Raw genomic sequence first — 23,798 nt, 5'->3', positions numbered from 1 at the left:
GGTCCCGGCGCCGTCAGGCGAAGGCCTCGATCGGCGGGCACGAGCAGGCCAGGTTGCGGTCGCCGTAGGCCTGGTCGATGCGGCCCACCGGCGGGAAGTACTTGTCCTGGGTGCTGCCGGTCGGGAACACGCCCGTGGCGATCGGGTAGGCGTGCTGCCAGTCGAGCAGCTCACGTGCGGCGTGCGGCGCCTGGGCGAGCGGGTTGTCGCCCTCGGGCCACTCCCCTGCCGCGACCTGGTCGATCTCGGCGCGGATCGCGAGCATCGCGTCGCAGAAGCGGTCCAGCTCGGCCAGGTCCTCGGACTCGGTGGGCTCGACCATCAGGGTGCCGGCCACCGGGAAGCTCATCGTGGGGGCGTGGAAGCCGTAGTCCACGAGCCGCTTGGCCACGTCGTCCACGCTCACCCCGGTCTGCTTGGCGATGCCGCGCAGGTCGAGGATGCACTCGTGGGCCACGAGCCCGGACCGTCCGGTGTAGAGCACCGGGAAGGCGTCCTTCAGCCGTGCGGCGACGTAGTTGGCCGACAGCACGGCCACCGACGTGGCGTCGGTCAGTCCCTGCGCCCCCATCATCGACACGTACGCGAACGGGATCGGCAGGATGCCGGCCGACCCGTACGGGGCGGCACTGATGGCACCGATCCCCTCACGGCGTGCCGCGACCGGGTGCAGCGGGTGGCTCGGCAGGAACGGGACCAGGTGCTCGGCCACCGCGACCGGGCCCACGCCCGGTCCGCCGCCGCCGTGCGGAATGCAGAAGGTCTTGTGCAGGTTCAGGTGCGACACGTCGCCACCGAACGTGCCCGGCTCGGCGTGGCCCAGCAGGGCGTTGAGGTTGGCGCCGTCGACGTAGACCTGGCCGCCGGCTGCGTGGACCACGTCGCACAGCTCGGTGATGCCGTCCTCGTACACCCCGTGGGTCGACGGGTAGGTGACCATGATCGCGGCGAGGTCGTCCGCGTGCTCGGCACACGTGCGGCGCAGGTCCTCGAGGTCGACCTCGCCCACCTCGGTGGCCTTGACGATGACCACGCGCATGCCGGCCATGACGGCCGAGGCGGCGTTCGTGCCGTGGGCCGAGCTCGGGATCAGGCAGACGTCGCGGGCCTCGTCGCCGTTGCTGCGGTGCCACGCCCGGATGGCCAGCAGACCGGCCAGCTCGCCCTGGGACCCGGCGTTCGGCTGCACCGAGACCGCCGCGTAGCCGGTGACGCTCGCGAGCCAGGACTCGAGCGTCTCGACCAGCTCGATCATGCCGGCGGCGTCCTCGGCCGGCACGAAGGGGTGGAGGTCGGCGAAGCCGGGCCAGCTGATCGGCTCCATCTCGGCGGTGGCGTTGAGCTTCATGGTGCACGAGCCGAGCGGGATCATCCCGCGGTCGAGGGCGTAGTCGCGATCGCTCAGCGTGCGCAGGTAGCGCAGCAGCTGCGTCTCGCTGCGGTGCTCGGAGAACACCGGGTGCGTGAGGATCGCGTCGTCGCGCAGCAGGGCGTCGGGCAGGGCTGCCGGGGCGGGCGCCGTGTGCGAGGTGTCGGCCCCGAAGGCCCGCCAGACGGTCTGCAGGTGGCCGAGGGTGGTCACCTCCGACGTGCTCACCGCCACGTGGTCGGTGTCCACGCGGCGCAGGTGCAGCCCCTCGGAGCGAGCCCGGCCGACGACGGCGTCGGCCTCGCCCGGCACACGGGCCACGACCGTGTCGAAGAACGACTCGTGGAGCACCTCGACGCCACCGGCCACCAGACCCGCCGCGAGCGTGGCAGCCGTGGTGTGCACGTGGTCGGCGATCCGCCGCAGGCCCTCCGCGCCGTGGTAGACCGCGTACATCGACGCCGTGACGGCGAGCAGCACCTGGGCGGTGCAGATGTTCGACGTCGCCTTCTCCCGGCGGATGTGCTGCTCACGCGTCTGCAGGGCCAGCCGGTAGGCGGGTCGGCCCGCCTTGTCGACCGAGACTCCCACGAGTCGCCCGGGCAGGTGTCGCTCCAGGCCGTCGCGCACCGCCATAAAGCCGGCGTGCGGTCCGCCGTAGAACATCGGCACGCCGAAGCGCTGGGACGACCCGACGACGACGTCGGCACCCAGCGACCCCGGCGAGCGCAGCAGGACGAGCGCGAGCGGGTCGGCCACGACGACGGCGAGCCCTCCGGCGGCGTGCACCGCCTCGATGGCTCGGCTGGGATCGGTCACGGCACCGTCGGCCGCCGGGTACGCGATGATCGCGCCCGCCACGTCGGCCGGCACGTCGTCGACGCCCAGGTCGACGTCGAGCAGCTCGATGTCGAGCGCCTCGGCACGCGTGCGCACCACGGCGATCGTCTGCGGCAGCAGGCGCGAGTCGAGCACGAGGGGCCGCAGGTCCTTGCCCCGAGCGGCGCGGCGCACCAGCGTCATGGCCTCGGCGGCGGCCGTTCCCTCGTCGAGGAGGGAGGCGTTGGCCGTCGACAGACCCGTGAGGTCGGCGACCATCGTCTGGAAGTTGAGCAGCGCCTCGAGCCGTCCCTGCGAGATCTCGGGCTGGTAGGGGGTGTACGCCGTGTACCAGGCAGGGTCCTCGAGGACGTTGCGGCGGATCACGGCCGGGGTGACGGTCGGGTGGTACCCGAGCCCGATCATCGAGACGCCGGGGTTGTTGCGCGTCGCGAGGGCCTTGAGGGTCGCGAGCGCCTCCGGCTCCCCCAGGGCCTCGGGCAGCGCGGGCGGAGCCGAGGCGCGGATGCTCTCCGGCACAGCGGCCCGCATGAGCGAGTCGAGGGAGTCGTGGCCGATCCGGGCCAGCATGGCCTGCTGGTCGCTCGCGCGCGGTCCGATGTGACGGTCGACGAAGTGGTCGGTGTCGCGGCGCAGGGCCGCCGGGACCGACGGCGGCCGGTCGGGGGACGCGGTGCTGTCGAGGGCGGTGCTGTCGAGGGCGGGGCGGTCAGAGGACATGAGAGGGCTCCAGGGGTCGTCGACTGGGTCCCTCCCCACCTGTCACCCCCGATGGAACGGGTGCTTCAGGGTCGCCTTGTCCGCGTGGTCCGTGGTGCCTGAGAGGTTCCGGGGAGGAATTGCCCCTTCGGCGCCGCCTGGGCGATCTCTCCCACGCGTGCTCGACAGCACGCTCACGGTACCAGCGACGGCACGGGTGAGTGGCGAGGCGGGCCCTCAGCTGGTCAGACGGGCGCGGCGACGCGCGGCGAGCTCGTCGGCCGCGGTGTCGTCGGAGACGGAGACCTCGCTCGGCAGCTCGTGCAGCGTGCCCTCGATCTCCTTCCAGACACCACCGATGGCGATGCCGAAGACGCCCTGGCCACCCTGGAGAAGGTCGATGACCTCGTCGGCCGAACGGCACTCGTAGACGCTCGCGCCGTCGCTCATGAGCGTGACCTGGGTGAGGTCGTCGGTCCCGCGCTCGCGCAGGTGCTCGACGGCCGTGCGGATCTGCTGCAGCGAGACACCCGCGTCGAGCAGTCGCTTGATGATCTTGAGCAGCAGGATGTCCTTGAAGGAGTACAGCCGCTGCGTGCCCGAGCCGGTGGCCGACCGCACGGTCGGCTCCACGAGCTTGGTGCGTGCCCAGTAGTCGAGCTGGCGGTAGGTGATGCCGGCGGCGCTGCAGGCCGTGGGGCCGCGGAACCCGGTGTTGCGGGGCAGTGGCTCGAGGTCGTCGGTGAACAGCAGACCCTGGTCGCCAGCCTGCGCAGCGGCCTCGGCGGCCTCCGCAGCAGCCGGGGCGTCGTCGCGTCGCTCGATCATGGGTCTGGCCTTCCAGATGGGGAGAAGAAAGACCACCTCGGCGAAACTACAACGGTGTTCGCTTGCGGCAGTGGTCTCACGGTAGGCCCGCGGGTGTCCCCGGTCAATCACATCGGCGTTCACCGGCGTGTCGCAACCCTCACGCGAGGGTTGAGAGTTCATCCGGTCGTCCGACCGCTCAGGCGAAGTCCTCGGGCTCGACGTCGTCCAGGAACGCACGGAACCGCTCCACCTGCTGGTCCTCGTCGGTGGTCGAGGCGATGCCGGCCTTGTCCAGCACGTCCTCGGCACACACGATCCGCGCACCCGTCCGCAGGGCGAGCGCGATGGAGTCCGACGGCCTGGCGTCGACCGTCGCGCCCGAGCCGAAGACGAGCGAGGCGAAGAAGACGCCGTCCTGCACGTCGGTGATGCGCACCTCGTCGAGCTCGTCGCCCAGCACCTCCACCACCCGCTGCATCAGCTCGTGCGTCAGGGGGCGGGGCGTCGCGTCACCCTGCTGGGCGAAGGCGATGGCCGACGCCTCGACGGCACCGATCCAGATCGGCAGGTAGCGCACGCCGTCGCTCTCGCGCAGCAGCACGAGCGGCTGGTTCGTGGGCATCTCCACCCGGACGCCGACCACGTCGAGCTCACGCACGGCGTCAGTCCCGGAGGTGGTGGCGCAGGAGAACGGTGTGCAGGCGCATGGTGAGGGCCGCGAGCTCACCGAGCTGCTCGGCAGCGGCGGCCTTGTCCTCCCGCCGACGACGCTCGGGCACCACGCGGGCCAGCAGGTCGGACTCGCGCTCGGCGGCGGTGACGACCGCGCGCAGGTGGCGCGGCTCGACCCCGAGGGCCGCCAGCCGGACCACCGCGTCGACGACGACGAGGTCGTCGCCGTCGTAGGCGCTCTGGCCGGGTCGGCGGGCCAGCAGCCCGTGCTGCTCGACCTGCTCGAGCAGCTCCTCGGTGGCGCCGGAGCTCTCGAGCACCTCCGCCCGGCTCAGCCGCACCCGGCTGCGTCCCTCCAGGAACGCCGCGGGCGTCGGCAGGCCGTCGGCGTCGCTCGAGACGTCGGGCACGCGGATGTTGCCGTCGATGTCGGTCTGCGGGACCAGACCTCGGTCCATCTCGTCGAGGGCCTGACGGATCGCGCTCAGGGGCCAGTACCGCTTCTGCTGGCGCAGCACGAAGCGCAGCCGCTCCACGTCGTCGAAGGAGAACTTGCGATAGCCCGAGGGGGTCCGCTCGGGCTCCAGCAGACCCTCGCGCTCGAGGTAGCGGATCTTGCTGATCGTGAGCGACGGGAACTCCTCGCGGAGCTCGGCGAGGACCTTGCCGATGCCGAGCCGCGCGAGCTCGGGCAGCGGCTGGGTCACGCCTGGCCTCGCTGCGCGCCGGCGAAGTAGATGAGCCGGTACTTGCCGATCTGGACCTCGTCGCCGCCGCCGAGCGTGATGTCGCCGTCGATGCGGTCGCGGTTCACGTAGGTGCCGTTCAGGCTGCCGAGGTCGCTCACGACGTAGCCCTGGCCCGCGCGGGCGAACACGGCGTGACGCCGCGAGACGCTGATGTCGTCGAGGAAGATGTCGCTGTCGGGGTGACGCCCGACCGAGACCTTCTCGGTGTCGAGCAGGAACCGTGCACCGGCACCCGGACCACGCTGGACGAGCAGCATCGCGCTGCCCAGCGGCAGGTTCTCGACCGCGGCGACGTCGGTCGACGACATCTCCTCGGTGTCGGCGTCGATCAACGGGATGTGCGTCGTCTCGTCCGGGATGTTGCCGTGCTCGGGACCGGGCGAGGACATCGGATCACTCCTGGCTGTACGTGTGCTGGGCGTGGGCTGGACGGTGGGACCATGTCTGACCCCGAGGTCGAGGTTCAGGTGTCCAACCTAGCACCCGTGGACGGTCGCCCAGGGCCCCTCCGCGAAGGTCAGGACGAGACGAGAGCGGTGTACTGCTCGGGGCCGAGCAGGGCCTCGGTGGGGTCATCGTCGGCGGGGCGGACCTTGAACAGCCAGCCCTCGCCGTAGGGATCGGAGTTGATGACCTCCGACGCCCCGTCGAGGCTCTCGTTGCGGGCCACCACCTCGCCGTCGACCGGGCAGAAGATGTCGCTGACCGACTTCGTGGACTCGAGCTCGCCCACGACGGACCCGGACTGGACGTCGTCGCCGACGTCGGGGAGGTCGACGAACACGATGTCGCCGAGCTGGTCCTGCGCGAAGTCGGTGATCCCCACGACGAGGACGTCGCCCTCGACGCGCACCCACTCGTGCTCTTCGCTGTAGTACAGGTCCTCAGGGATCACGCGTCGCTCCTGGTCAGTGCTGTCGTGGTGGGGTGGGGTCGTGGGATCAGCTGGGGCCGGTTCACGAGCCGCCGACGTCGGGACGAGCGTACTCGGGGGTCTTCACGTCAGCCAGGGCCGTGATGGTGATGGTGTCGCGCCGGGCCACCGAGGCCTGGGCGCCGCGGGCGCGGAGGATGTCGATGATGCCGCCGCGGAACGACGCCGCCTCGTCCAGGGTGCCGGGATCCCCGATGACGTCGATCACGTACGGGCTGGTGACCTGGCGACCTCCGATGCGCAGGCCGTCCTCGTCGTCGAGCACGTAGGTCTGCGCCACGACGCGGGCGGTCTCGTTCACGACGATCGCCTCGGCCCCCGCCTCGCGCAGCTCCTGGAGCACGTCGAGCACCAGTCCCGCGTCGACCACGCCGTCGGCGTCGTCGATGCTGAGCCGGACGCCGGGGCCCGTGGCACCGATCGAGCCGGCGAGCACGGCGAGCTGCTCGGCCCGCTGGCGCGCCACGTCCTCGGCCTCGCCGGAGTCGCCGCGCGAGCTCAGGAGCCGGTCGCGGGTGGCGGTCAGGTCGTCGATCTGGGCCGCGAGGCGCTCGTTCGCGACGTCCACCGACTTGAGCAGCTCGACGAGCTCGATCCCCCGCAAGGACCCGAAGTCGGTCGAGTCGTCCTGACGGACCTGGACGGTGACACCGAAGGCGAGGGCGCCCACGAGCAGGGCCACCACGGCCTGCGACGCGAACCGGTTGCCGGACTCCTGGGCGACGGGCGTGGCGTCGTCGGACTCAGGCATGGAAGATCCTGCGCCGGATGGCCGCCGCGTTGGCGAAGATGCGGATGCCCAGCACCACGATCACGCCGGTCGACAGCTGCGAGCCCACGCCGAGCTGGTCGCCGAGGAAGACCATGAAGCCGGCGATGAACACGTTGGAGATGAAGGAGACCACGAAGACCCGGTCGTCGAAGCGTCGTTCCCCGAGCGCGCGCAGCGCGCCGACGACGGCGTCGAGGGCGGCGACGATCGCGATGGGCAGGTACGGCTGCAGCCACAACGGCACCTCCGGCTGCAGGAACAGCCCGAGCGCCACGCCCACCACGAGTCCGAGCACCGGGATCATGCTCAGCCCTCCCCTCGCGCGTCGTCCGCCGACGCCGGCAGTGGCTCGGCGCGGCGCAGGCCAGTCTGCTCCTCGGGCGCGGACGGCACCTCTTCGTCGTCCGATGGTGCCATGCCCACGGAGATGCCGACGCTGTCGGCCCGACCCGCGAGGTACCGTCCCGCCGGGTTGGACTCCAGCCGGGAGCGCAGGGAGGCCCCGTCGCCCAGGGCGACGATGCGCACCGGGACCTCGATGCGCGAGAAGTTGACGGTGAGGTTGCCGTCGATGCTGCTGATCGCCGACTCCGACGTGAGGCGCTGGCCACCCACCGAGATCGCCTCCGCACCGGCGTACCAGAGCCCGTTCACCACGGTCAGCAGGTCCTGCACCGTCAGGCGACCCGCGCGCTCGCCGTCCGGGCTGCCCGCCATGGTCACCACGAGCGCCGTGCCGCGCAGCGCCCTGCCCCCGGCGAGCACCGTGTCGGAGGCGACGTCGGTCGACGTCTCGGGGCCGGCGCCGCCCTGGAGCGCTGCGACCTGGTCGCGCAACGCCTCGGCGGCACCCTGGCGGGCGGCCAGGACGTCACGCCGGTCGGCCACGTCGGCGGCGAGGGTGCGCCGCTCGAGGTCGGACCCGGGCCGGTCGTTCTGCGTCTGGACCGCCGTGATGGTCAGCAGCGCCGCGAGGACCGCCACCACGACACCGACCGCGGGTGTCGTCGCGGAGCGGTCGCCGTACGGCTCCCCCGCCCGCACGACGTAGTAGTCGTCGTCGAGCGCGTTCTCGGCCACCTGCTCCAGCAGGTTCTCGGCGGGACGGACGGCGGACACCCAGCGACCTCAGCGCGGGACGCGCTCGGTGGTGGCCAGCAGCCGGCGCACCTGAAAGGCGTACAGCACCCCGCCCCACCAGTAGAGACCCACGCCCCAGATGGCGAAGGCCCAGCCGAAGACGTCGGCGAGGTCGGCGACCGTGCCGCTGCCGTCGCCCAGCAGCAGGAGCGGGAAGGCGTAGAGCAGACCCGCCGTGGCGGCCTTCCCGAGGAAGTGCACCGGCAGGGAGCTGTAGCCCCGGGTGCGCAGGAACGGCACCAGGCTGAACAGGAAGACGTCGCGCAGGGGCAGCATGACCGCCAGCCACCACGGGATGATGTCGCGCAGCGCGAGCCCGACGACGACGGCGAGGATGTAGAGCCGGTCGGCGACGGGGTCGAGGATCGCGCCGATCTTCGAGGTCTGGTTGAGGCGCCGGGCGAGCTTGCCGTCGAGGTAGTCGGTGATGCCGGAGACCACGAGCACGAGCAGGGCCAGCACGTCGGCCTCGGGCACGAGCACCAGCCAGAGGAAGACCGGCAGCAGGACGATCCGAACCACGCTGAGCAGGTTCGGGATCGTCAGAACCCTGTCCTCACCCACGTCGATCCTCCTGCTGCTCCGTCATCGCGGGGATCAGCCTAGGGCATCGCACCGCACGGACGGGGACGTCCCGGACCGGCGCGACGAAAGCTCCCCGCGTCCGCATGGCGGGCCGCTCTTGCGCGTGCGGGAGCGACTGACAGACTGAACGAGCACGACCAGATTCGAAACCGCGGGCACCACGTGTGCCCCGACCTAGGAGGACGCGTGGCCGACTACACCCTGCCCGAGCTGCCCTACGACTACGGCGCACTCGATCCGCACATCTCCGGCAAGATCATGGAGCTGCACCACAGCAAGCACCACCAGAACTACGTGAACGGCCTCAACACGGCCCTCGAGAAGCTCGAGGAGTCCCGCGCGGCGGGGTCGTACGACACGATCAACCTGCTCGAGAAGAACCTCGCGTTCAACCTCGGTGGTCACATCAACCACTCGATCTTCTGGAAGAACCTGTCCCCCGAGGGCGGCGACAAGCCGACCGGCGAGCTTGCCGCGGCCATCGACGACAACTTCGGCTCGTTCGACGCCTACCGGGCGCAATTCGAGGCCACGGCCCTGGGCATCCAGGGATCGGGCTGGGCCATCACGGCCTGGGACACGCTCGGTCAGAAGCTCGTCATCGTGCAGCTGTACGACCAGCAGGCCAACATCCCGGCCACGCTGATCCCGGTCTCCCAGCTCGACATGTGGGAGCACGCGTTCTACCTCGACTACCTCAACGTCAAGGGCGACTACGTCAAGGCGTTCTGGAACATCGCGAACTGGGCCGACGCCCAGGAGCGCTTCACGGCAGCCACGAGCGGCGGCCAGGTCATCTTCTGAGGACCTGTTCCCCCTCGTCACCGGGGCCCCGCACCGAGGTCGGTGCGGGGCCCCGGTGCGTCCGGGTCGGTGCGTCCGGGCCGAGCGCGGGGCGTCAGGCGTCCGGGTCGCGCCGCTTGCCGTGGGCGGCGAGGTCCTGGAGCCGGGCGTTGTACGCCGCGAGCTCGGCGTCGCCGTCGCGGTCGGCCGCCCGGTCGAGGCGCCGGGCCTCCCGCTGGTCGGAGCGGAACCACTGCGCGAGCAGGGCGATCATCACCAGGATCAGCGGGACCTCGCCGAGCGCCCACGAGATGCTGCCGCCGAGGTACTGGTCGGCCAGCAGGTCGGTGCTGTAGGGCCGCTCGAGCGTCGTCCAGTACGACTGGGCGAGGACGGTCGCCGACGACATGATCGCGATCGAGAAGAACGCGTGGAACGGCAGCGTCACGAGCATGACGCCGAACCGCGCGAGCGGCGGGAGGCGTCGCGGCGAGGGGTCGACGCCGATGATCACGTAGTAGAACAGCGAGCCCACCAGCAGGAAGTGCACCTCCATCGCCGTGTGACCCCAGTGCTCGCGCATGAGGAACCCGAACAACGGGGTGAAGTACAGCGCGTAGAGGCTGCCGACGAACAGGGCCGGACCCACGACGGGGTGGGTCAGGAACGCCATGAGCCGTGAGTGCAGGAACGACGTCAGCAGGGTGCGTGGCGAGACGTCACCCGGCTGGCGCGGGCCCGGGAGGGTGCGCAGGGCGAGGGTCACCGGCGCGGCGAGCACCAGGAAGATCGGCGCCACCATGGAGAGCAGCATGTGGGAGACCATGTGGGCGCTGAACAGCACGTGCGAGTACTCCCCCAGCCCTCCGACGGTGCTCCAGGCCACGACGAGCAGCCCGACGAACCAGGAGATCGTGCGGCCCACCGGCCAGTGGACCCCACGACGGCGCAGCGTCCACAGACCACGGAGGTACAGCGCGGCGCCGAGCGCGACGATCGTCAGTCCGAGACCGTTGGCGGACCACCCCCAGGCGAGGCGCAGCGCGTCGGGAGCCGGCGGCAGCGGTCCGCCGAGCAGCTCCTGCGCCGGGGAGGTCAGCACGTCTCCGACCGGGGTCGGGGTGCGCGACAACGCCACGGCCAGCCCGATCGTCGCCGCCATCAGCAGCACCTCGGAGGCGGCGATCGGCAGGAACCCCGCGTCGCGGTCCGCGAGGCGTCGCCGCTGGACCCAGCCGAACCAGCCGAGCAGCACGAGCGCCACGACCTTGGCGATGACGAGCTGCCCGTACCCGGTGCCGACGACGTCGGAGACGCTGCGCAGACGGACGGCGGCGTTCACCACGCCCGAGACCCCGACGATCACGAAGGCCCACAGCGCGAGGCTGGAGAAGCGACGGAGCGCGGGCGTGAGGCGCTTGCTCCCCCGCCACGCCACCCAGGTCAGGGCGACGAGGCCGCCGACCCACAGGCAGACGCCGACCAGGTGGAGCAGCAGGCTCAGGGCCGCGAGGTCGTGGGACCCCGACTGCGCCGAGTGACCCGCGAAGGAGACGGGCACGAGGGAGGCGAGGACGATGCCGAGGCCGACCGCCAGGGCACGGACGGAGATCGTCCACCGCAGGACGCCCCAGGCCACGGCACCGACCACCACCTGGAGCAGGACCACGCCGCCCGTGGACGTGGTCGCCAGCTCGGTGAGCAGAGGGAAGGTGATCGACCCGATCGTGCGGGCGAAGACGTCCGCGACGGTGAGGACGTACAGCGCGACACCCACGACCGACCACGCCGCGGCTGCGCGGGCGGCCCCACGGACGGCGTCGACGCTGAGGCCCTGCACGACGTCGCTCGACGACGGCAGGAGGAACACTGCGGCGAGCAGCAGGCCGATGAGCACGACCAGCAGGGCGTCGGAGACGACGCTGAGCAGCGGCAGGCCCCACCCGACCAGCTGCCCGGGGTCGGGCAGACCCTCGGGCACGGGCTGGGGCGCGCCGCCGCCCAGGCTCAGGGCGGCGACGCAGGCCGCGGCGGCGACGAGGAACGCCGCCGCGCTCGACCGCAGGACGCTCACGAGTCGACCTCGCTGCGTCGGCGGAGGAGCGGCCACAGGATGAGGCCGACGGCCACCAGGCCACCACCGACGGCCCACCAGAGGTGCTCGGCGTGACGGTGCAGGAACGACTCGTCGTCCTGCACCTGGTCCACCTGCTCGACGGCCCGGCCCGACGTGGTCTCGAACTCCGACGTCCCGGCGATCGGGTGCCCGTCGGCCGAGACCACCCGGAACGCGATGGTGTACGTGCCGCGCTGGGCCTCGGCGTCCGCGCCGACGCTGCCGGTCACCTCGCGGTCGCGCGCGGACACCTCGAGGGGCACGCGCGACCCGTCGGGCGCGGTCAGCACGAGCTCGGAGCGGGTCACCGGCTCGTTGAACTCGAGGGTGACCGACGCCGGCGCCGTCTCCAGCACGGCGCCGTCGCGCGGGTCCGTGCCGACGAGCGCGGCGTGCGCGCTCGCCGGCAGGGGCACCGCGACCACGAGGGCCGCGACGAGCGCCGCGAGGAGAGGACCGACAGATCTACGCACGGCGTCGATCCTGCCGCACGACACCCAGCAGGGCGAGCGCGGCGACGGCGAGCGCTGCAGCGGAGAGCACCCTGCTCCATGTGTCGGGGCCTCCCTGGTCGTCGCTCGCGCTCGAGGCCTCGTCGGTGTCTGCACCCGCCCCGTGGCCACCGGAGCCGTGGGCGTCGGCGGAGGCCGCGAGGAGGGTGAGGGTCGGGGCGGGCTTCTCGGGCTCCTCGTCGCCCTGCTGCACCTGGTCCCAGTCGACGACCTCGCCGTCGTCGTACGTCTGCTCGGCGGCGAACCGGACCGAGTCGGCGTCGGGGAAGGGGCCGCCGGAGAGGGCGAACTCGTCGAACTCACCGGGTGCGATGCCGTCACCCTCGGCGGTCCAGGTGACCGTGCGGACGGCCTCGGTGATCTCGGTGCCGTCGACCTCCACGGGCTCGGGCAGCGTGCCCTCCTGCATGGAGACCTTCCACCCCGGCTTGGGCTGCGCGGTGAGGTGGAGGAACGGGGTGTCGGCGGGGAGGGTGACGACGAGCTTCGTGGTGTCGGCCGTGTCGGACTCGGTGGGGACGCGGAACACGACCTTGCCGTACCCCTCGCGCGCGGCGTCGGGCGAGGAGACGGACACGTGGGCCGAGGCCGGTCCCGCGAGGGCGAGGACGGCGGCGGCGGTCAGGAGTGGAGCGGCGGTCAGCCGGGCAGGCAGACGCGAGTGGTGCATGGACATGAAGGAACCTCCGGGTGGTGCAGGAACGGGTGGTGCAGGACGGTCGGGTCGGTCACGCCGCCGAGGGCGGCGCGCGACTCCTGACCGTCCGGACCACCCGACGACCGCGGTGGACGGTCGTCGTCACCCGGACGACGTGGTCGACGACAGGCACGGGCAAGACCTGCGGGACGGCCAGCACGTCGCCGACGGCGTCGGCCAGACGCCACCAGAGGTCCTCGGCGTGGCGCAGCGCCAGCAGGCTGACGCCCGTGGCCACCACGTGCGTGAGGACCATCGAGGCGTCGTGCGGACCCGATCCGGACCCCAGGACGTGAAGGCCCACCTGGCCGAGCGCCAGCAGACCGACGAGCTGGCCGGTCGTGAGCCGACGTCCGGCCAGGAGTGCGGTGGTCGCCGAGGCGACGACCGCGACCGTGAGCAGGGCTCCTGCCCCGACCTCTCCCCCGGCACCCACGTGCGCCGTGGCGCCGCACAGGGCCACGGTCAGGCCCACCAGCACCGACCGGAGCGCACGCACGGCGGCGCCCCGCGGGCTGACGGTGGGCATCATCGACACGGCACGACCCTAGGCCAGGGGCATCGGCGACCTGGCGGCGGCCGTTACCGTGGTGGCCATGTCCGACACGCAGACCACCGCAGGGATCATCGCGCTCGACGACCAGTGGGGGGCGCACAACTACCACCCGCTGCCCGTCGTGATCGCCGAGGCCGAGGGCGCCTGGGTCACCGACGTCGAGGGCACGCGCTACCTCGACTTCCTCTCCGGCTACTCGGCTCTCAACTTCGGTCACCGTCACCCCGACCTCGTCCGGGCCGCGCACGAGCAGATCGACCGGCTCACGCTCACCTCGCGGGCCTTCCACAACGACCAGTTCGGGGCGTTCTGCCGCGAGCTCGCCCAGCTCACCGGCACCGAGATGGTGCTCACCATGAACACGGGCGCCGAAGCGGTGGAGTCGGCCATCAAGGTGGCCCGCAAGTGGGCGTACGAGGTCAAGGGAGTGGCCTTCGACGCCGCCGAGATCATCGTGGCCACGAACAACTTCCACGGTCGCACCACCACGATCGTCTCGTTCTCCGACGACCCGGCCGCGCACGACAACTACGGTCCCTTCACCCCCGGCTTCGTCACGGTGCCCTACGGCGACGCCCAGGCGGTGCGCGACGCGATCGGCCCGAACACGGCGGCCGTGCTCATGGAGCCGATCCAGGGCGAGGCCGGCGTGGTGGTCCCGCCCGAGGGATTCTGGGCCGACGTCCGCGAGGCGTGCACCGAGAACCAGGTGCTGCTGATCGCCGACGAGATCCAGTCGGGCCTGGCCCGCACCGGACGCCTGTTCGCGCTGGACCACGAGGACGTCCGCGCCGACCTCTACACGCTCGGCAAGGCGCTCGGCGGAGGGATCATCCCGGTCTCGGCCGTGGTCGGCCGCGCCGACGTCCTGGGAGTGCTCAAGCCCGGCCAGCACGGCTCGACCTTCGGCGGCTACCCGGTGGCCTGTGCCGTCGGGCGCGCCGTCGTGCAGCTGCTGGCGTCCGGGGAGTTCCAGGAGCGTTCCGCCGACCTCGGTCGCCACCTGCACGACCGCCTGCAGGCCCTCGTCGGCCAGGGCGTCGCCGAGGTCCGGGGCCGCGGACTCTGGGCGGGCGTCGACATCGACCCGATGGCCAAGACCGGACGCGAGGTGTCCATGGCGCTGCGCGACGAGGGCGTGCTGTGCAAGGAGACGCACGAGCGGACCCTGCGCATCGCTCCCCCGCTGGTCATCACGCGCGACGAGATCGACCACGCGGTCGACGCGCTCGAGCGCGCGCTCAAGGCCTGAGCGGACCGGCATGGACGTCCTGCTGACGGTGCTCGGCCTGGTGGCAGGTCTCGTCCTGCTGCTGGTCGCGGCGGCCGTCGTCCGCGTGGTGCGTCTGCGCCGCCAGCACCGGCGTCGGGTGGCCGAGCTCCGCCCCGAGCACACGGAGCAGGCCGTCCTCTTCGCCGTGGCGTCGGACCGTCAGACCCAGGTCCGTGGCATCGGCTCGCTGCTGCTCGGGCCCGAGCACCTGGCGTTCGTCACCCTCGTGGCCGGCCGCGACGTGGTGGTCCCGCGGGACACCGTCACGTCCGCGTCCGTCTCACGGACGTTCATGGGCCGCTCGTCCGGCCAGGACCTGCTGGTGGTCACGTGGGAGCGCGAAGGGCTCGGCGACGCCGCCGCCTTCCAGGTGGGCGATCCCGCCGCGTGGCGCGAGCGGCTCGTCTGAGCACTCCTCGGGGCGTCAGGAGAAGAACGTCGCCCCGCCGGGCGGTGCGGGTGAGGGCTCGGTGCGCTCGTCGGTGAAGGCCTCTCCCCCGGCGAGCCTGTCCCGGACCTGCGCGGTGTCGAGGACCCGGTAGGGGAACGGCGAGCTGGCCGCACGACGCGAGAGCGGGCCCGGATCGACCGGGCACCGGGACGCGACCACCAGCACGTTGCCGTGGCGTCGTCCCTTCAGGGTGGCCGGCTCGGCGCTCACGAGCAGGTGCGGGAGCGATGTCTCGATCGCCCGCAGCGCGTTGCGCACGAAGCCGAACGGAGCCCGGTCGGCGAGGTTCAGCAGGACGATCCCGCTGGAGCCCGCCACGCGCGCGACGTCGGCGTACCACTCGCGGGTCACCAGGTCGGCCGGCACGCGGGCGCCGTCGAAGGCGTCGACCACCACCAGGTCGTAGGCCTCGTCGCGCAGGCTGGCCACGCCGGCGCGACCGTCCTGCGGCCGCACGCGGATGCCGCTGCGCTCGGGCAGCGGCAGCTCGCGGCGCACCAGCTCGGTGAGGGCGGCGTCGGGCTCGAGCACCAGCTGGCGCGAGCGGGGGCGGGTGACGGCCACGTACCGCGCGAGCGTCATGCCCGCTCCCCCGACGTGCAGCGAGCGCACCTGCTCGCCGGCCGGCCACGAGGTGTCGACGACGTCGGCCATGCGACGCACGTAGTCGAACTCCAGGCGGGTGGGATCGTCCAGGTCGACGTACGACTGCTCCGTGCCGTCGACGCGCACGGTGGCGGCGCCGGGCCGGTCCCGGTCCGCGACGACCTCCACGGTGCGGCTCACCAGGGCACGTCGACGTCGCCGTCGCCGGAGCCCGTCTCGACACGCAGCACCCGCGCACCCTGCGGGGTCGCGATCGTCACCACCGAACCGGCGTGCAGCTGACGTCCGCGCCGGGTCTCGACCTCGCCGTCGACGCGCACGTCGCCCGAGGCGACCAGCTCACCGGCCTGGGCCCCCGACTCGGCGACGTCGGCGAACTTCAGCAGCTGCCCGAGCCGGATCATCTCGCCGGCGATCTCGATGGTCTCCGCCTCGTCGGGTCGTGTCATGGCTTTAGCCTAGATCCCGGGATCTACGCTGGACGGGTGGAGCCGACGAGCGTGCGCGCCGACGTGTGGGTGTGGTCGGTGCGGTTGTTCGCCTCGCGGTCGGCCGCCACGACCGCCTGCAAGGGCGGCCAGGTGCACGTCAACGGCAAGCGCGCCAAGCCGTCGCAGGCCGTGCACGTCGGTGACCGCGTCGAGGCCACCACGCCCGGCGGTCCCCGTGTCGTCGTGGTCCGCAGGGTGCTGCTCAAGCGGGTCGGTGCGGCCGTCGCCGTCGAGTGCTACACCGATCACTCGCCTCCCCCTCCGCCCCGCGAGGAACGCCTCGTGATGCCCCGACGTGAGCGAGGGGCCGGTCGCCCGACCAAGCGTGAACGCCGCGAGATGGACCGCTTCCGGGGCCGGTGAGCCCGACCGGCTCAGAGCCCCCGGACCAGCCACGGCAGGAGGTGGTCCGACGCCAAGGGAGCGAGCGCGACGTCCGGGTCGGCGGGGTCGACCCACCGCGCCTCCTCGATCTCTGCGGCCGCAGCGTGCCGAGGATCGTCCAGACGCAGCGTGAAGCAGTGCGCGAGGAGGTCGTGACCGGGCTCGTTGGCCGCCACGGTTCGGATCGTGGCGAGGGGAACGAGGTCGCCGGCGGCCACGTCGAGCCCCAGCTCCTCGGCCAGCTCGCGGCGCAGTGCCGCCACGTGCGCCTCACCCGGCTCGGGCTTGCCGCCCGGGTTCATGAACAGACCCGTGCCGCGCTTGCGCACGAGCAGGGTACGGCCGTCCGGACCGCTCACGAGCGCCGCGACGACCTCGATGACGGGTCGGTCGGGCGGTGACGGAGACAGGTCGCTCACGGCGTCGGGGTCGGCAGCGCGCCGCCCCACTTGTCGGTCCAGCCCGGCGGCTCGGCGAGGCGGGCGAGCAGGCGCTCCAGGTCGTCGTCGACCGTGACGATGTCCTGCTGCTCCGGGCGGACGAAGCCCTCGGCGACCATCCGGTCGAGCATCAGGCGGATCGGGGACCAGAAGCCGTTGACGTCGAGGAAGCCGCACCGCTTCGCGTGGATGGTGAGCTGGGCCCACGTCCACTGCTCGGCGATCTCCTCGAGCGTGCCGGCGCCGCCGGGGAGGGCGAGGAACGCGTCGGCCAGCTCGGACATCCGCAGCTTGCGCTCGTGCATCGTCTCGACCACGTGCAGCTCGGTGACGCCCGTGTGCGCGAGCTCTCGCGCGTGCAGCGACTGCGGGATGACGCCGACCACCCGGCCACCGGCGGACAGCGCGGCGTCGGCCACGACCCCCATGAGTCCCACCCGGCCACCGCCGTAGACCACCGTGACGCCGCGCTCGGCGAGCGTGCGGCCCACCTGGGCGGCCGCGTCGCCGTACGCCGCGTCGGACCCGAGGCTGGATCCGCAGAACACCGCGACGGCTCGCTCCGCACGGGCCCCGGCCGTCACGGCGCCGCCTCCAGCGCGTCTCGGAGGGCGGTCACGCTCCGGCGCCCACCGGCCACCGACCAGGTGAGCCCGTCGACCGCCACCTGCTCCGCCACGCCACCAGCACCCCTGGCGAGCGCGGCACCGGGCAGCCAGTCCCACGCGGGGGTGCTGTGCTGGAACCAGGCACCGAGTCGTCCGGTCACCACGCCGACGAGGTCCATCGACCCCGAGCCGTGCATGCGCAGGGTGGCCGGGAGCGCCGCGGCACGCAGGAACGGGTCGCGCACGTGCGCGTCGCCCACGTTCCCCGGGTGCAGGTAGGTGGCCGCGCCGACCAGGCGGATCTCGTCGTCGGCCATGGGTCCGACCTCGCGACCGTTCCAGGTGGTGGGCGTCCCGGGACCTCCGACGAGCACCCCGTCCCGCGCGTGGGCCACCGCTCCGAGGAGCAGCTCGTCGCCGTCGACGAGGGCGACGGCGGAGCACCAGTAGTCCGAGCCACTGGCGAAGTTGTAGGTGCCGTCCACGGGATCGATCACCCAGCGGCGGCCGGACGAACCGGTCTCGTCCGTGCCCTCCTCGCCCAGCAGCCCGTCGTCCGGCCGCTCCGCCCGCAGCGCCTCGACGACGAGCGCCTCGGCGGCGTGGTCGGCCGCCGTGACCACGTCGGAGACGGAGGTCTTGCTGCGCACGTCGAGGTCGGAGCCCGCCCGCATCCGGGCGGCCAGCGCGGCGGCCTCCGTGACGAGCCTGACAGCGAGGTCTGCATCGGCGGCGAGTTCACTCACGCGACCATCCTGCCGTCCGACGCCGCCCGGACGCGGCGCGGGTCAGGCTTCGCGGGGTGCGTACATGATCACCGCGACCCCCACGAGACAGACCGTGGCACCGAGCACGTCCCAGCGGTCGGGCCGGAAGCCGTCGACGAGCATGCCCCACAGCAGCGAGCCGGCCACGAACACGCCGCCGTACGCGGCGAGGATCCGGCCGAAGTTCGCATCGGGCTGCAGGGTCGCCACCAGGCCGTAGATCCCCAGCGCGACGAAGCCGGCACCGATCCACAGCAGGCCGCGGTTCTCGCGGACGCCCTGCCACACCAGCCATGCACCGCCGATCTCGGCGACGGCCGCCAGGACGAAGAGGACGACGGACCGGACGAGGTCGAGGCGCTCGGGCTCCATGCGCTCAGGCTCCCGCGGCCGCGCTCAGGCGCTCCCGCACGGTGCCGACGAGCCGCCGCAGCATCACGAGGTCGGCCTCGCTCATGTCGAGGATCTCGGCGCCGTGGGCGTAGATGCGCGCAGCGAGGGGCCTCAGCGCGGCGCCCTCCTCGGTGAGGGTCACGAGGGTGGACCGCTCGTCGGCGGGGTTGCGCGCGCGCACCACGCGTCCGTGCGCCTCCAACCGCTTCACCAGCGGCGACAGCGTGCCGTAGTCGAGGTGCAGACGCGCCGCCAGGTCCTTGACGCTCTGTCCGTCCCGCTCCCACAGCGCCAGCAGGACCAGGTACTGGGGGTACGTCAGGTGGTGCTCGTCCAGGATGGGCCGGTACGCGGCCGTCATCTGGCGCGAGGTGGAGTACAGGTCGAAGCAGAGCAGGTCGGACACCGTGGGATCGGTCATCGGGCCAGATTACATCGCGGACGATGCAATATGGGCCGTGCGCGCGCTCCGTCAGTCGAGCGAGACGCGCACCAGCACCGGGTTGTGGTCGGAGACCAGCGGCGCGGCGTAGCGGGTCCCCGCCATCGGCGCCGCGTTCTCCCAGCGGCTCACGACCGACCGACCGGGCACGACCCACACCTTGTCGACGTGGTCACCCCAGGTCACCGACGTGGTCGGGGAGGTCTCCCAGTCGTTGTAGCTGTTGTGGTGCTGACGGCCCACGCTGCGGGCGAGGTCGAAGGCGTCGCGATACCCCGCTGCGCGGAGCACCGAGGCCTGCCAGTCGTTCGACCGGTTGCGGTGGCTGTTCCAGTCACCCGCCAGCACGACGGGCAGACCGTCGGGATTGGCCTTCGCGACAGCGTCGACCAGCCTGGTCACCTCGGTCCGGCGCGTCCTCGCTGCCGCGTCGCTCTTGCCGCTCGTGAGGTGCACGCTCACGTAGATCACGTGCTGGCCCGTGGCCAGGTCCTCGACCTCGGCCCACACCGCGTACTTGCCTCCACCGAGCGAGAAGCAGCCGTACCGTCCGTCGTCGGCCTCGCGGCACTCGCGCAGGGTGCCATCGATCTCGTCGCGGGTGGTGTCGCCCTTGGTCACCACGCCGTAGACGGAGGAGTCCAGGAACAAGGACTTGCTGGAGTAGTAGGCCGCGCGGGTGTAGTCGGGCACGGCGGTCGGACGTCCGGAGGCGAGCACCTTGGACTCCTGGAGGGCGAGCACGGAGGGCTTGCGGGCCTTCACGAAGGCCTGGAAGGCCGCCTGGCGACGCGACCACGCTCCGCCTCCGGAGACACAGCCCGACTTCTCCGTGCACAGGTTCCACGTCGTCACGCTCCGAGGCGCGTGGGCGCCGGATCCCTGCGAGACGATCGTCGTCCGTCCCACCCGCGAGGCGCGGGCGCCCTTCGTCGAGCCGTTCACGCCGCGGACGGTGATGAAGTACGTCGCGCCCCGCTTCAGTCCCGCGAGGGTGATCGACGTCTTGCTGGTGCGCTTGTAGACCTTGGCCTTCAGCACGCCGCTGTAGGACGGCGAGATGAACAGCTCGTACGACCTGGCGTTGCGGGCCGCGGGCCAGCGCAGCGAGAGCGACGCCTTGGTCCCGCTGAGGCTCGCACCCGTGAAGGTGATGAGCCCGACCTTCGACGGCTTGGCGGCCGCCTCCGCGGGCACGCCGAGCAGTCCCACCACGAGCACGGCTCCCACGACGGCAGCGCTGACACGACTCCACACGATGATCTCCCGTGACGCCTCTCCCAGTGCCTCCCGGCACGACGTCGGTGCGAGCCTAGGCGAAGGTCCCGGGCGCTGCAGGACTTTCGTCACTTTCGCCGCGACGGTCGCCCCGCTGCGCCCCCGCGGTGACGTACCGCTCCCGCCAGTCGCGCCGCCGCACCTTCCCGGTGTCGGACCGGAGCGACTCCGTGACGACCTCCCATGAGCGTGGGCGCTTCTCCCGGTCGAGCCGACCGGCGACCCACCTGGTCAGCTCCGCGACGCTCGCGGTGGTCTGCACGACGGCATGCACCACCTCGCCGCGCTCCTCGTCGGGACGTCCGACGACCACGGATCCAGCCACGTCCGGGTGGGCATCGAGCACTTGCTCGACGTCGGCGGGCTGCACCGGTCCCCCGGCCGTCACGATGACGTCGTCCAGGCGGTCGCCGACGTAGAGGTACCCGTCGGCGTCGAGGTGGCCGCTGTCGCGCAGGGTGTGCCAGCCGTCGCGCACCTGCGGTCGGGCGCCGACGTACTCGTACGTGGGCGCGTCCCGACGCATGACGATCTCGCCGACCTCGCCGGGGTCGCAGTCCGACCCGTCCGGCCGGACCACGCGGAACCGGGAGCCGCCGCAGCCCCGACCGACCGACCCCGGGTGGTCGAGCCACTCCCGTCCCGAGATCGTCGCGATCCCCTGGGACTCGGTCCCGGCGTAGACCTCGACGACCCGGTCGGGCCCCAGCCAGTCGATCCAAGCGCGCTTGAGCCAGGGCGCACACCGCGCCCCGAGGTGCAGCACCGAGTCCAGCGACGAGACGTCGGCGGCGTCGAGACGGTCCTGACCCAGTCGGTGGATGCGGTGCATCATCGTCGGGACGAGCATCCCCCAGGTCACCCGGTGCTCGGCGACGAGGGAGAGCCACGCGTCGGGGTCGAAGCCCGACATCAGCACCACCTCGTGACCCGTCATCAGGCCCCGCATCGCGTAGACGAACGGGGCGGCGTGGGTCAGCGGGCCGGCGACCAGCTGCACGGCGTCGCGCGGGACGAACTCGGCGACCGGCCCGTGCGGGTCGACGGTGCCCGCTGCGGCGGCGCGCACGAGCTTCGGACGACCGGTGCTCCCGCTCGAGACCGGGGCCTTCCACGACGCCGCGACCCGGTCCGGCACGGGGGCGTCGTCGCCGTCCACGACGCCGATCGGCTGGTCGACCACGAGTGCCGGCCCGGCCAGCTCGAGGACGCGGTCACGCTCCTCCGCCCCGATCGTGGTCGACAACGGCTGTGGGGTCGCACCGAGCTTCCAGGCGGCGAAGCAGGCCCGCACGAAGTCGAGGCCGTTCGGCAGCGCGACGGTGACCAGGTCGTCCTGGCCCACCCGGTCGGACCACCGGCGCGCCAGGCGCGTGGTGTCGAGGTCCAGCTCGCGTCGGGTCATGGTGACGTCGCCGTGCCGGACGGCCACGGCGTCGGGTGCCTCCTGGGCCAGCACGTCGAGGGCGCGACCGATGCTGACCGTCATGCCCGCCCTGCGTGTCGCGCGTAGAGGTCGAGATGGGCGGACGCGGCCGCCTCCCACGACGACGAGCGCGCCAGGACCCGACCGGTCTCCGGGTCGGGCGGGTTCTCGAGCACGTCTGCGAGCGATCCCGCGATGCTCATCAGGTCCGAGGCGAAGACGACGGCGTCACCGAAGACCTCGCGGAGCACCGGCAGGTCGCGGGCGACGACCGGCACCCCGGCGGCCAGCGCCTCCATCGCGGCGAGACCGAAGCCCTCCTTGGTCGACACGAACGCCATGGCCGACGCCGCGGCCACCAGGGACGGGAGCTCGTCGTCGTCGACCACGCCGAGCAGGGCGGGCTGCAGGTGGAGCTCGGACGCCCGCCGGTCGAACGCGGCGCGGTAGTCGCGGTAGTCGAACAACGTCTCGCCGCCCGCGAACACCAGGCGCATCTCGGGGCGTCGGCGGCGGATGAGCGCGAAGGCCTCCAGCAGGTCGATGCTGCCCTTGCGGGGCTCGATGCCGCCGAGCGCGAGCACGTACGGTCCGAGCTCCTCCTGCCACCGACCTCGAGAGGCGGCGGCGTCCGGCCCGGCCGCGCGAGCGAAGCGCGCGGCGTCGACGCCGTTGGGGATGACCACCGGTCGCACGCCGAACTGCGCCGCGACCTCCATCGCCACCGTCTCCGACACGCAGACGTGCCCGCTCGGCTCGACGACGGCGCGGTCGTGGCAGGCCACCAGCTCGGGGGTGGTGAAGGTGTCGAGGTGGTGGATCGTGCGCAGGCAGGGCAGCCCGGCGGCCAGCACGGCGTTGGCGCTGATGCAGTCCTGGGCGTGGACCACGTCGTAGGAGACGTCGGCGAGCGCGGCGGCCAGCGTGTCGATCGAGCGGACGATGCGGGCCCCGACGCCCTCCGCCGGCACCTCCGGGAACGGCACCGCGTGGACGCCGACGGCCGGGTCGACGGATCGGAAGAAGGTCCGGTCACCTCCGCGCGCCAAGGTCCAGACGTCGACGTCGCAGCCCTGGCGGGCCAGCGCCTCGGCCAGGGCGAGGGTGTGCACCACGCCGCCGCGGGGCTTGGTCGAGTAGGTGAGCAGAGCGACGCGCATCAGCGTCCCCGACGATCGGTGACGTAGCTGCTCGGCGTCAGCTCCTCGAGGTGGTGGAGGATTCGGCGTGACCGGGCGATCTCGTGCTGGACGTCGACCTCGGCGACCGCCAGGGCACCCTTCGACCAGGTGCGGGCGAGCACGTCCCCGCCCGGGCCGACGACCTTGGCCTGGCCGAGGAACCGCAGGCCGCCCATGACCCCCGTCTGGTTCGAGGACACCCACACGACCTGATTCTCGGCGGCCCGCGCGCTGTCGTACAGGTCGAACAACCGTGACTGGCGGTCCTGAGGCAGACGGGACGCGCGGTCCGTGATGCTCGCCGGCCAGGCCGAGAGGCAGGCGACGACGTCGGCGCCGTCGAGGGCGAGCGACCGGGCCGACTCGGGGAACGTCTTGTCGTAGTCGATCACCATGCCGAGCCGGCCGACCGGGGTGTCGAACGCACCGAACCGCTCCCCCGCCCGGTAGGCCAGCGCCTCGCCCGCGGGCTGGTGCACCTTGCGGTGACGTCCGAGCACCCCGTCGCCGGTCACGCAGAGCGCCGCGTTGTGGTGGACGACCTCCTCGCCCCGCGTCGTCTCCTCGGTGTAGCCGAAGCAGACCACCATGTCGCCCGCCATCTCCACGACGCGGGCGATCTGCCAGGCGTCCTCGCGCAGGGCGGGCGGCATCGCGTCGGCGGACGGGTGCCGCAGGTCGGTGAGGTAGCCACCCAGGGTGGCGTCGGGGAACACGAGCAGCTCCACGCCGCTCGTCCGGGCGTCGTCGACGATCCGCTGCATCTTCTCGAGGCCCCGGTCGAGGTCGCGCCCGAAGTGGGCGGCGACCGCGCCGATCCGCAC

General features: G+C 72.4%; 29 protein-coding genes and 1 riboswitch. Of the genes, 4 read left to right on the top strand and 25 right to left on the bottom strand.

The genetic code is table 11. From position 1 onward, the window contains the following. Positions 1-13: 13 nt before the first annotated feature. The 10 genes from gcvP to NBW76_RS10430 all read right to left on the bottom strand — a co-directional run bounded on the left by gcvP (position 14) and on the right by NBW76_RS10430 (position 8,549). Positions 14-2,779 (bottom strand): aminomethyl-transferring glycine dehydrogenase, encoded by a 2,766-nt coding sequence (gene gcvP, locus NBW76_RS10475; RefSeq protein ID WP_235492988.1) that lies wholly within the window; start codon positions 2,777-2,779, stop codon positions 14-16. A 225-nt stretch (positions 2,780-3,004) separates the two neighbouring features. Beyond that, positions 3,005-3,093, bottom strand: a riboswitch (glycine riboswitch). 52 nt (positions 3,094-3,145) lie between these two features. Further along, on the bottom strand, positions 3,146-3,736 hold the full coding sequence (locus NBW76_RS10470) for a MerR family transcriptional regulator (protein ID WP_055968345.1): 591 nt from the start codon (positions 3,734-3,736) through the stop codon (positions 3,146-3,148). A gap of 178 nt (positions 3,737-3,914) precedes the next feature. Further along, positions 3,915-4,376 (bottom strand): bifunctional nuclease family protein, encoded by a 462-nt coding sequence (locus tag NBW76_RS10465; protein ID WP_056554728.1) that lies wholly within the window; start codon positions 4,374-4,376, stop codon positions 3,915-3,917. Positions 4,377-4,380: 4 nt separating this feature from the next. Beyond that, complete coding sequence (locus tag NBW76_RS10460; protein WP_055968348.1) at positions 4,381-5,097, bottom strand: MerR family transcriptional regulator; 717 nt, start codon at positions 5,095-5,097, stop codon at positions 4,381-4,383. Next, positions 5,094-5,528, bottom strand: coding sequence for an FHA domain-containing protein (locus NBW76_RS10455; protein ID WP_055968350.1), 435 nt, complete (start codon positions 5,526-5,528; stop codon positions 5,094-5,096). Before NBW76_RS10455 ends, NBW76_RS10460 begins: the two co-directional genes overlap by 4 nt. Before the next feature lie 128 nt (positions 5,529-5,656). Beyond that, complete coding sequence (gene gcvH / locus NBW76_RS10450) at positions 5,657-6,034, bottom strand: glycine cleavage system protein GcvH (protein ID WP_055968352.1); 378 nt, start codon at positions 6,032-6,034, stop codon at positions 5,657-5,659. Between the two features lie 61 nt (positions 6,035-6,095). Further along, positions 6,096-6,824, bottom strand: coding sequence for a DUF881 domain-containing protein (locus NBW76_RS10445; protein ID WP_056554731.1), 729 nt, complete (start codon positions 6,822-6,824; stop codon positions 6,096-6,098). Next, the gene (locus NBW76_RS10440; protein WP_055968355.1) at positions 6,817-7,149 is read right to left on the bottom strand and encodes a small basic family protein; all 333 of its coding nucleotides are present in this window, start codon (positions 7,147-7,149) and stop codon (positions 6,817-6,819) included. The genes NBW76_RS10445 and NBW76_RS10440 overlap by 8 nt, the downstream gene beginning before the upstream one ends. 2 nt (positions 7,150-7,151) lie before the next feature. Next, positions 7,152-7,964 (bottom strand): DUF881 domain-containing protein, encoded by an 813-nt coding sequence (locus NBW76_RS10435; RefSeq protein ID WP_055968357.1) that lies wholly within the window; start codon positions 7,962-7,964, stop codon positions 7,152-7,154. Between the two features lie 9 nt (positions 7,965-7,973). After that, positions 7,974-8,549: a CDP-alcohol phosphatidyltransferase family protein gene (locus NBW76_RS10430; protein WP_235492973.1), complete on the bottom strand. Its 576-nt coding sequence runs from the start codon at positions 8,547-8,549 to the stop codon at positions 7,974-7,976. 207 nt (positions 8,550-8,756) lie between these two features. Here NBW76_RS10430 and NBW76_RS10425 point away from each other — a divergent pair, with 207 nt between their 5' ends. Then, a complete protein-coding gene (locus NBW76_RS10425) occupies positions 8,757-9,374 on the top strand; it encodes a superoxide dismutase (protein WP_056554734.1) in 618 nt (205 codons plus the stop codon). Positions 9,375-9,468: 94 nt separating this feature from the next. On the opposite strand, the gene NBW76_RS10420 is transcribed toward NBW76_RS10425, so the two are convergent. Genes NBW76_RS10420 through NBW76_RS10405 form a run of 4 tightly spaced genes read right to left on the bottom strand, consistent with a single transcriptional unit; the run spans position 9,469 to position 13,216 of the window. After that, positions 9,469-11,427, bottom strand: a complete 1,959-nt coding sequence (locus NBW76_RS10420; protein WP_056554737.1) for a cytochrome c oxidase assembly protein — start codon at positions 11,425-11,427, stop codon at positions 9,469-9,471. After that, positions 11,424-11,942 carry a copper resistance CopC family protein gene (locus tag NBW76_RS10415; RefSeq protein WP_162239218.1) on the bottom strand — a complete coding sequence of 173 codons (519 nt, stop codon included), beginning with the start codon at positions 11,940-11,942 and terminating at the stop codon, positions 11,424-11,426. The genes NBW76_RS10420 and NBW76_RS10415 overlap by 4 nt, the downstream gene beginning before the upstream one ends. Further along, positions 11,935-12,657 (bottom strand): YcnI family protein, encoded by a 723-nt coding sequence (locus tag NBW76_RS10410; protein ID WP_156364794.1) that lies wholly within the window; start codon positions 12,655-12,657, stop codon positions 11,935-11,937. The genes NBW76_RS10415 and NBW76_RS10410 overlap by 8 nt, the downstream gene beginning before the upstream one ends. Positions 12,658-12,709: 52 nt before the next feature. Next, complete coding sequence (locus tag NBW76_RS10405) at positions 12,710-13,216, bottom strand: hypothetical protein (protein ID WP_156364795.1); 507 nt, start codon at positions 13,214-13,216, stop codon at positions 12,710-12,712. A 58-nt stretch (positions 13,217-13,274) separates the two neighbouring features. On the opposite strand from NBW76_RS10405, the gene rocD reads away from it, so the two are divergent. Further along, entirely contained in the window at positions 13,275-14,486 is a 1,212-nt protein-coding gene (gene rocD / locus NBW76_RS10400; protein ID WP_055968371.1) for an ornithine--oxo-acid transaminase, read from the top strand. Between the two features lie 10 nt (positions 14,487-14,496). Further along, positions 14,497-14,916: a hypothetical protein gene (locus tag NBW76_RS10395; RefSeq protein ID WP_055968373.1), complete on the top strand. Its 420-nt coding sequence runs from the start codon at positions 14,497-14,499 to the stop codon at positions 14,914-14,916. A gap of 15 nt (positions 14,917-14,931) precedes the next feature. Here the strand turns inward: NBW76_RS10395 and NBW76_RS10390 are convergent, their stop codons facing one another. Further along, the gene (locus NBW76_RS10390; protein WP_200914363.1) at positions 14,932-15,744 is read right to left on the bottom strand and encodes a spermidine synthase; all 813 of its coding nucleotides are present in this window, start codon (positions 15,742-15,744) and stop codon (positions 14,932-14,934) included. Further along, a complete protein-coding gene (locus NBW76_RS10385) occupies positions 15,741-16,013 on the bottom strand; it encodes an RNA-binding S4 domain-containing protein (RefSeq protein ID WP_056554742.1) in 273 nt (90 codons plus the stop codon). The genes NBW76_RS10390 and NBW76_RS10385 overlap by 4 nt, the downstream gene beginning before the upstream one ends. 36 nt (positions 16,014-16,049) lie before the next feature. On the opposite strand from NBW76_RS10385, the gene NBW76_RS10380 reads away from it, so the two are divergent. Then, a complete protein-coding gene (locus NBW76_RS10380) occupies positions 16,050-16,418 on the top strand; it encodes an RNA-binding S4 domain-containing protein (protein WP_056554745.1) in 369 nt (122 codons plus the stop codon). Positions 16,419-16,429: 11 nt separating this feature from the next. Here the strand turns inward: NBW76_RS10380 and NBW76_RS10375 are convergent, their stop codons facing one another. The 9 genes from NBW76_RS10375 to NBW76_RS10335 are packed head-to-tail and all read right to left on the bottom strand — an operon-like array spanning position 16,430 to position 23,798. Further along, a complete protein-coding gene (locus tag NBW76_RS10375; protein ID WP_235492974.1) occupies positions 16,430-16,858 on the bottom strand; it encodes an NUDIX domain-containing protein in 429 nt (142 codons plus the stop codon). After that, on the bottom strand, positions 16,855-17,463 hold the full coding sequence (locus tag NBW76_RS10370) for a TIGR00730 family Rossman fold protein (RefSeq protein ID WP_056554748.1): 609 nt from the start codon (positions 17,461-17,463) through the stop codon (positions 16,855-16,857). Before NBW76_RS10370 ends, NBW76_RS10375 begins: the two co-directional genes overlap by 4 nt. Beyond that, on the bottom strand, positions 17,460-18,233 hold the full coding sequence (locus tag NBW76_RS10365; RefSeq protein WP_056554751.1) for an inositol monophosphatase family protein: 774 nt from the start codon (positions 18,231-18,233) through the stop codon (positions 17,460-17,462). The genes NBW76_RS10370 and NBW76_RS10365 overlap by 4 nt, the downstream gene beginning before the upstream one ends. A 42-nt stretch (positions 18,234-18,275) precedes the next feature. Next, complete coding sequence (locus NBW76_RS10360; protein WP_055968382.1) at positions 18,276-18,626, bottom strand: YnfA family protein; 351 nt, start codon at positions 18,624-18,626, stop codon at positions 18,276-18,278. A 4-nt stretch (positions 18,627-18,630) separates the two neighbouring features. Next, the gene (locus NBW76_RS10355) at positions 18,631-19,068 is read right to left on the bottom strand and encodes a MarR family winged helix-turn-helix transcriptional regulator (protein WP_055968384.1); all 438 of its coding nucleotides are present in this window, start codon (positions 19,066-19,068) and stop codon (positions 18,631-18,633) included. 51 nt (positions 19,069-19,119) lie between these two features. Further along, positions 19,120-20,346: an endonuclease/exonuclease/phosphatase family protein gene (locus NBW76_RS10350; RefSeq protein WP_156364796.1), complete on the bottom strand. Its 1,227-nt coding sequence runs from the start codon at positions 20,344-20,346 to the stop codon at positions 19,120-19,122. A 55-nt stretch (positions 20,347-20,401) separates the two neighbouring features. Further along, positions 20,402-21,856: an AMP-binding protein gene (locus NBW76_RS10345; protein ID WP_082481926.1), complete on the bottom strand. Its 1,455-nt coding sequence runs from the start codon at positions 21,854-21,856 to the stop codon at positions 20,402-20,404. After that, positions 21,853-22,953: an MSMEG_0565 family glycosyltransferase gene (locus NBW76_RS10340; protein WP_056554757.1), complete on the bottom strand. Its 1,101-nt coding sequence runs from the start codon at positions 22,951-22,953 to the stop codon at positions 21,853-21,855. Before NBW76_RS10340 ends, NBW76_RS10345 begins: the two co-directional genes overlap by 4 nt. Then, positions 22,953-23,798, bottom strand: a complete 846-nt coding sequence (locus NBW76_RS10335) for a carbon-nitrogen hydrolase family protein (RefSeq protein WP_055968391.1) — start codon at positions 23,796-23,798, stop codon at positions 22,953-22,955. The genes NBW76_RS10340 and NBW76_RS10335 overlap by 1 nt, the downstream gene beginning before the upstream one ends.

This window comes from Aeromicrobium sp. Leaf245, assembly GCF_942548115.1.
Taxonomy (GTDB): Bacteria; Actinomycetota; Actinomycetes; order Propionibacteriales; family Nocardioidaceae; genus Aeromicrobium.
Note: the sequence above shows the minus strand (reverse complement) of the source record. Positions and strands in the feature narration are given on the sequence as shown.

Excerpts from the sequence above, each read along its gene's own strand:
- gcvP (WP_235492988.1), bottom strand. The coding sequence starts at position 2,779 with ATGCTGGCCCGGATCGGCCACGACTCCCTCGACTCGCTCATGCGGGCC.
- NBW76_RS10470 (WP_055968345.1), bottom strand. The coding sequence starts at position 3,736 with ATGATCGAGCGACGCGACGACGCCCCGGCTGCTGCGGAGGCCGCCGAG.
- NBW76_RS10455 (WP_055968350.1), bottom strand. The coding sequence starts at position 5,528 with ATGTCCTCGCCCGGTCCCGAGCACGGCAACATCCCGGACGAGACGACG.
- NBW76_RS10445 (WP_056554731.1), bottom strand. The coding sequence starts at position 6,824 with ATGCCTGAGTCCGACGACGCCACGCCCGTCGCCCAGGAGTCCGGCAAC.
- NBW76_RS10440 (WP_055968355.1), bottom strand. The coding sequence starts at position 7,149 with ATGATCCCGGTGCTCGGACTCGTGGTGGGCGTGGCGCTCGGGCTGTTC.
- NBW76_RS10410 (WP_156364794.1), bottom strand. The coding sequence starts at position 12,657 with ATGTCCATGCACCACTCGCGTCTGCCTGCCCGGCTGACCGCCGCTCCA.
- rocD (WP_055968371.1), top strand. The coding sequence starts at position 13,275 with ATGTCCGACACGCAGACCACCGCAGGGATCATCGCGCTCGACGACCAG.
- NBW76_RS10395 (WP_055968373.1), top strand. The coding sequence starts at position 14,497 with ATGGACGTCCTGCTGACGGTGCTCGGCCTGGTGGCAGGTCTCGTCCTG.
- NBW76_RS10385 (WP_056554742.1), bottom strand. The coding sequence starts at position 16,013 with ATGACACGACCCGACGAGGCGGAGACCATCGAGATCGCCGGCGAGATG.
- NBW76_RS10360 (WP_055968382.1), bottom strand. The coding sequence starts at position 18,626 with ATGGAGCCCGAGCGCCTCGACCTCGTCCGGTCCGTCGTCCTCTTCGTC.
- NBW76_RS10355 (WP_055968384.1), bottom strand. The coding sequence starts at position 19,068 with ATGACCGATCCCACGGTGTCCGACCTGCTCTGCTTCGACCTGTACTCC.
- NBW76_RS10345 (WP_082481926.1), bottom strand. The coding sequence starts at position 21,856 with ATGACGGTCAGCATCGGTCGCGCCCTCGACGTGCTGGCCCAGGAGGCA.
- NBW76_RS10340 (WP_056554757.1), bottom strand. The coding sequence starts at position 22,953 with ATGCGCGTCGCTCTGCTCACCTACTCGACCAAGCCCCGCGGCGGCGTG.